General features: G+C 69.3%; 5 protein-coding genes and 1 pseudogene. 4 read left to right on the forward strand and 2 right to left on the reverse strand.

Translation table 11 applies throughout. The annotated features are described in order from the left end of the window. Nucleotides 1-292: 292 nt before the first annotated feature. Nucleotides 293-442: a hypothetical protein gene (locus tag ABD714_RS22280; RefSeq protein ID WP_344814663.1), complete on the forward strand. Its 150-nt coding sequence runs from the start codon at nt 293-295 to the stop codon at nt 440-442. A 200-nt stretch (nt 443-642) separates the two neighbouring features. Here ABD714_RS22280 and ABD714_RS22285 read toward each other — a convergent pair whose 3' ends face one another. Next, nucleotides 643-1,296: a hypothetical protein gene (locus ABD714_RS22285; protein ID WP_344814664.1), complete on the reverse strand. Its 654-nt coding sequence runs from the start codon at nt 1,294-1,296 to the stop codon at nt 643-645. A gap of 125 nt (nt 1,297-1,421) precedes the next feature. Beyond that, complete coding sequence (locus tag ABD714_RS22290; RefSeq protein ID WP_344814665.1) at nt 1,422-1,973, reverse strand: 4'-phosphopantetheinyl transferase family protein; 552 nt, start codon at nt 1,971-1,973, stop codon at nt 1,422-1,424. 77 nt (nt 1,974-2,050) lie between these two features. Here ABD714_RS22290 and ABD714_RS22295 point away from each other — a divergent pair, with 77 nt between their 5' ends. The 3 genes and pseudogenes from ABD714_RS22295 to ABD714_RS22305 all read left to right on the forward strand — a co-directional run. Next, nucleotides 2,051-4,615, forward strand: coding sequence for an AMP-binding protein (locus ABD714_RS22295; RefSeq protein ID WP_344814666.1), 2,565 nt, complete (start codon nt 2,051-2,053; stop codon nt 4,613-4,615). Next, nucleotides 4,594-5,625, forward strand: coding sequence for an extracellular solute-binding protein (locus ABD714_RS22300; protein WP_344814667.1), 1,032 nt, complete (start codon nt 4,594-4,596; stop codon nt 5,623-5,625). Before ABD714_RS22295 ends, ABD714_RS22300 begins: the two co-directional genes overlap by 22 nt. Next, nucleotides 5,622-6,085: pseudogene (locus ABD714_RS22305) on the forward strand (iron ABC transporter permease); the annotation flags it as partial. The gene ABD714_RS22300 and the pseudogene ABD714_RS22305, both read left to right, overlap by 4 nt.

The raw sequence follows: 6,085 nt of genomic DNA on the forward strand, positions 1-6,085 counted from the left end.
CACCAGTAACCGGGCCAACCCCAAACCAAGATCAACTACCCAAGCCAATCGGTGGATTGAGGTTAAGAGGCGATCAGTCCGAGACTGGTTGTCCGCGACAGCTGCTGGCCACAAGTCCCTCGCGCCGCGTCACCTGAGTGACGGGTACCCGCCCACGACCGAGCGGTCGTCGGGTCTGGTCGCTCTACTGCCCGCTTTGCGACGTCACCCAGTTGGGTGTTCCTGGGGATAGGCGATGACTTCACGGTGGCGACCGGGTCGGTACCAGGGACCGAACTGTTCGAGGAGAAGCATGAAGCTCGACCGGGCCACACTGTGTGTGTCCATCGCCGACCGCGCGATGTCGCACAGCTTTTACACCGCTCTCGGGTTCGCCGCGGTCGGTGAGCCGGGTGACAACGGGCTACCGGAGCCACTGCAGTTTGAGGTCAGCGACGGGTGATGCTGATCCCGACCGGCGGCTTCGGTTTGGTGATCGGCGGCCGGGACCTTTCCGCCCGAAAGACACACGAGTGCATGGTCGTGATCGGGATGTCCTCCGAGGCCGAGGTCGACAACCTGATGCGCCGCGCCAGCTCGACCGACGTAGCCATCGATACCCCAGAGGTACCGCTCACAGGTGGTCGGCCGGCGGCATGCCGGTTACCGGATCAGGACACCGTCGGCTCGGCTGACCCGCCAGAAGTGCCCGTCGTGGTCGGCGAACACGCCGGCGTAGGCGTCGACGTGGTCGCCCCGCCCCCAGGCCTGGTTCGCGGCCGCGTAGACGATGTCGGCACCGGCGTCCCCTGGAGCGAGACGTCCGGCGTCGGTCGGTTTTGCCTGACTGAGGTAGGCGTGGGGGCGCGGATCGAGCCACTCGATGATGGGGCGGCGAGCGACGGACATGGCGAAGCAGTGGTTGCCGGCGGGTGTGTAGTGGCCGTAGTAGTAGCGGTTCACGTACTCCGCCGGCGTGACAGAGAACGCTTCGATGTCTTTGAGGTGCGCGCTGAGTCCGTCGACGTAGGCAATGCCGAGTTGGTCGAGCTGACGGACGAAGGTTTCGTCGCTCCGCTGTCCGCCGCCGCAGACGCGTGCCACTTCGTCATCGGGGTAGCTCAGCAACACAGGTAAGCGTTGATCTTGCTCCGCGAGCTCTTCAAGGGTGCGCTGGATGATCTGAATCGACGACCGGAACGCGCAGGTGGCATAGAGCCGGCGGGCCGAGATCGCACGAACCTGCCCGAGCAGCGGCCCCCAGGTCCGGTCGCTAGTGCGCATTGCTCCCTCCACCGCCCCGGCCTTGCTGGCCACCTCAGCGGACGTCAGCGTGTACAGGAGCCCGCAGGGCGGACCACGGCGTAACGCTGACCCCACGCCACAGCGTCGATGTCGATCCAGGTCGGACCCTCCCTTGGATTCGACGGCGCACGGGTGTTTCACCTCTCGAGCAAGTCCAGTCGCTGGCGGGAGGTGGAGACTTTCACGGTTCCGTTTTTCGGGTGGGCCACCGCCATCAGGTGTCCCGGCCACGGTAGGGGAAGGGAATGGACGAGGAGGTCTTCGCCGCCACCGGCTTTGAACCGGGCTTCGTGGTGGGTCCAGGACTCGGCGGCCGCTGGGGAGCTTCGAATGCGTTCCACATCGATCCCGACCGCCCCTGCGGTGGCCATGGCGACGGCGACCAGGAGTCCCGCGTGGGACACCGACAGGTGCAACGACGACCCTGGCACACGGGGACGGCCGTGCCACGCTCCGCAGCTCTCGCACTCCCGATCGACCGGCACGTCCTCCGGCCGCATGCCCACCTGCTGCCCGACGGCGGAGCGGAGCATCGCCGCGCCCAACAGGAACCGGGCCCGGTCCGCCGGACTCTCGTAGCTCAGGAACCGGCCCATCTCGCGCGGATCCAGCCAACGGCGCAGGCGCAGGTCGGCCTGGGTCAGGGTCGCCACCCAGATGCGAACTGAAGGCGGCGCCGGATTGTCCACGACCACCCCCTTAGGTTAGCCTCACCGATGTGTCGCTTCTGAGTGCGCCGCCGAGGACAGGGCTGCGGCTTCAGTCGGTGGCCGCCGATCCCCACCAGCTGGCCCTTCTCGATGCCGAGGACGCCTCTGGTTCGCTCACACACGGTCAGCTCGCGGCCCGGGTCGCCGAGGTAGCGGCGACATTGCCGGATGTCGGCACCGGCCGCCGCCTGGTGCACGTCCCGCTGACCGCTGACCCGGCAGCAGTGACGGCGTATCTTGCCGTGCTGCTGGCCGGGCACGTTCCGCTGGTCACTCCGGCCGAGCGCGGCGAGACGGTGACCGAGCGCTACCGGCCGGACCTGCGGCTCGCGGCCAATGGCCACCTTGAGACCGTGACGACCGACGCGCAGCATCTGCTACATCCCGATCTGGCGCTGCTGATGAGCACGTCGGGGAGCACCGGGTCGCCGAAGCTGGTCAGGCTCAGCCACGAGAACGTGCGAAGCAACGCCCACGCGATCGTGTCCGCGCTGGGGGTGACCTCCGCTGATCGGGCCATCACCTCGTTGCCGCTGCACTACTGCTATGGCCTCTCGGTGCTTCATGCGCAGCTGGTTGCCGGCGGCACGGTGGTGCTGCGCCGGAAGTCGTTCGCGGAACCGGACGTGCGGGACGTGCTGGGCCGGTGCGGTGTCTCGATCGTGGCGGCGACGCCTTATCTGATCGATCTGCTGGAGGTCCAGGGGGTGTTGTCGGCTGACCTTCCCGATCTGCGTTTGGTGACGCAGGCGGGTGGAGCGCTGCCCGCAGATCGGGTCCGGGACATCGCCGCGCTGGGGCAGGCGGGTGGGTGGTCGCTGGCGGTGATGTATGGCCAGACGGAGGCCACGGCCCGGATGGCCGTGCTGCCGCCGGCATCCGCGGCGCGGCATCCGGACGCGGTCGGCTGGCCGGTCGCCGGTTCGTCCTTCTTCCTGGACACCACCGTTCCGGAAGCGGCGGGTATGCCCGACGGGGTGGGGGAGCTGGTCTTCTCCGGGCCTGGGGTGATGCTGGGGTACGCCGAGAGTGCCGACGACCTGGCGCTGGGCCGGATGCAGGAGGTGCTGCGGACCGGCGACCTGGCCCGGATCAGCGACGACGGGCTGGTCCGCATCGTTGGCCGACGCGCCGACTGGGCCAAGGTGATGGGTATCCGGATCGACCTTGGCCAGGTCGAGCGCCGCCTCTCCGACGCCGGCTTCCAGGCCTGCGTCACCGGAACGGACCAGCAGCTGCATGTCACCTACCGCGCCAACCACGGACGCGACGCGGCGCGGGTGGTCGAGGCGGTGTCGGCGGTCTCCGGTTTTGGTCCCAGTGTCATCTCGGTGGCGGCGGTCGCGGAGCTGCCGCGACTCAGTAGCGGCAAGATCGACCGGCTGGGCTGCGCTGCTCGGCACCGGACGCCGCAACAGCCGCCGGGCCCTGGGCGGTTGAAGCTCGGCCGGGAGCCGGCCGACCTGGCGGCGGTGGTCGCCGTCCTTGGGCCTCTGGTGGGACGGGAGTCGCTGAACCCGGACCGCTCGTTCGTGGAGCTGGGCGGCGACTCGTTTTCCCACGTCCAGGCATCTCTGCGTCTGGGGCGTCTGCTGGGGGATCTCCCGGTGGACTGGCACCATCGACCGCTGCGGGAGCTGCCCGACCTGGCGGTGACGCGGCCCCGCCGCGGCTCCGGTCAACGGGTGGAGATGAACGTGCTTCTCCGCGGGCTTGCCGTGGTCATGATCTGCGGCAGCCACGTCGGGCTGTTCCCCCTCGCTGGCGGCGCTCACCTGCTGCTGGCTGCGGCGGGGTTCAACGTCGGCCGGTACGTGCTGGCTGCCGGGTCGACAGCGCAGCGCTGGCGGCGGACGGCGCGGTTGGCGGTCGCCATCGTGGTTCCTACCGTGCTGGTCGCCCTCACCATGAAGGTGGTTTTCGGCGGCGCCCACTGGTCCAATGTTGTGTTGCTGCATTGGGCGGTACGTCCGATGGCCGGCAACATCTTCTGGTTCGTCGAGGCGCTGCTGATCTTGCTGCTGGTCTCGGCGGCCCTGCTCTCGGTGCCCCGTCTGCGGCAGGCGTACGCGCGGGACCCGTGGCGGCTGGCGTTCCTCGCGACGCTGGTGCTGCTCATCCCGCGGTACCTGGTCGTCGGCCTGGTGGAGGGTCCGGTGCGCGGGATGCCGTGGACGGTCGGCTGGCTGTTCACCGCCGGGTTGGCGATGGCTTCCGCGCGGACCCGTCGCCGGCAGCTGCTCACGGTCACCGTGGCGCTGGTGGCCACGATCGGGTTCTTCCCGGCCCCGGAGCGGAACCTTGTGATCATGGCCGGGCTGGCGCTGCTGGCGCTGGTGCCGAGCGTGGTGGTGCCGCGGCTCTTGGTCCGCCCGCTTGGGGTGTTGGCGGCCGCCTCGCTACATGTGTACCTGGTCCAGTTCCAGATGTTCGCGTTCTTCTCCAGTCCCGGGGTGAAGTTCGCCGCCGGGCTCCTGGCCGGGCTGGCGTTCTGGCTGCTCACGACCAGCCTGCAGAGGCGACTCCAACGCCTCGTGCCCCTGGCCACCGCGCGTCGTTCATCAGCGGCGAGGCGGCTCAATGATCGAAAGGGAGACCTGTGCGTCGACGCCAATTCCTGACAGCCGTCGGCTTCGCCGGCGCCGGCGGGCTCGGTCTGTTCGGCTGCCGCGCCAGCAGCGCCGAGGAGTTCACCGCCGACCCGCAGGCCCTCCAGGTCTACTCCGCGCAGCACCAGAACCTGACCAAGCCCTGGGCCGAGGCCTTCACCGCCGCCACCGGGATCCCCGTCCAGATCCGGCAGGGCCAGGACGCCTCGATGGGGCACCAGATCGTCGCCGAGGGCGACTCCTCGCCCGCGGACGTCTTCTTGACCGAGAACAGTCCGGCGATGACCCTGGTGGAGCGGGCCGGGCTGCTGGCCGAGGTGGACCCGACGACCCGACGGCAAGTCCCCAAGGACGCGGCTCCTTCCTCCAACGCCTGGATCTCGATCGCCGCCCGGTCCACGGTGCTCGTCTACAACACCGCCCGGCTCGCGAGGTCGGACGTCCCCGGGTCGTTGATGGACCTCGCCAAGCCCGAGTGGCAGGACCGCTGGGGCTGCGCAGCCGGCGGTGCGGACTTCCAGTCGATTGTGGCCGGGATGCTCGCCGACCAGGGCGAACCGGCGACCGCGGAGTGGCTGACCGGGCTGAAAGCCAACGCCAGGATTCTGCAGAACAACATTGCCACCATGAAGTCAGTTAACGCGGGCGAGATGGACTGTGGCGTGATCTTCCACTACTACTGGTACCGCGACCAGGCCGGCACGAAGGAGGGCAGCGGCAACACCGCCCTCCACTACTTCCGCAACTCCGACCCCGGGGCGTTCGTCTCCCTCTCCGGTGGAGGAGTGCTGGCCTCCGCCGACAAGCCGGCTGAAGCGCAACAGTTCCTGAAATTCATCACCAGCCCGGAGGGTCAGAAGGTCCTGGTGGAGTCCCAGTCGATGGAGTACGCGGTCGGCACCGGCGTCACCTCCGACCCCGCGCTGCCCCCGCTGACGTCCCTGGAAGCTCCACCGGTCGACCCGTTCACCCTGAACTCGGAGAAAGTCATCCAGATGATGACCGACGCAGGCATCCTGTGACCCTGGTCGACGACCCCACCCCCGCGGCCCCCGCGACTAGCGGGACCGCGCCGGCGACCCGGGCGCCGCGTCCACTCATCCTGGCCGCGGCCGCGGTGGCGCTGCTGAGCGTCGCGCCCCTGGTCATCGTCGTAGGTCGCGTCGTCCCGCTGGGCTGGGCCGGCATCACCGCGTACCTGTTCCGCCCCCGGGTGGCGGAGCTCGTCGTGAACACCACCGCCCTGGTGCTCATCACCGTGCCCCTGACCCTCGCGATCGGGGCTGGCGCCGCCTGGCTGGTCGAGCGGTGCGCGCTGCCCGGCGCGGCCGCCTGGCGGGCCCTGCTGCTGGCCCCGCTGGCCATCCCCGCCTTCGTGTCCAGCTACGCCTGGAGCTCCCTGGTGCCCTCCCTGGACGGCCTGGGCGGCGCCGTGCTGGTCACCACCCTCGCCTACTTCCCGTTCGTCTACCTGCCGACGGC

It is taken from the genome of Microlunatus aurantiacus, from assembly GCF_039536605.1.
Lineage (GTDB): Bacteria > Actinomycetota > Actinomycetes > Propionibacteriales > Propionibacteriaceae > Microlunatus > Microlunatus aurantiacus.

Excerpts from the sequence above, each read along its gene's own strand:
- ABD714_RS22280 (WP_344814663.1), top strand. The coding sequence starts at position 293 with ATGAAGCTCGACCGGGCCACACTGTGTGTGTCCATCGCCGACCGCGCG.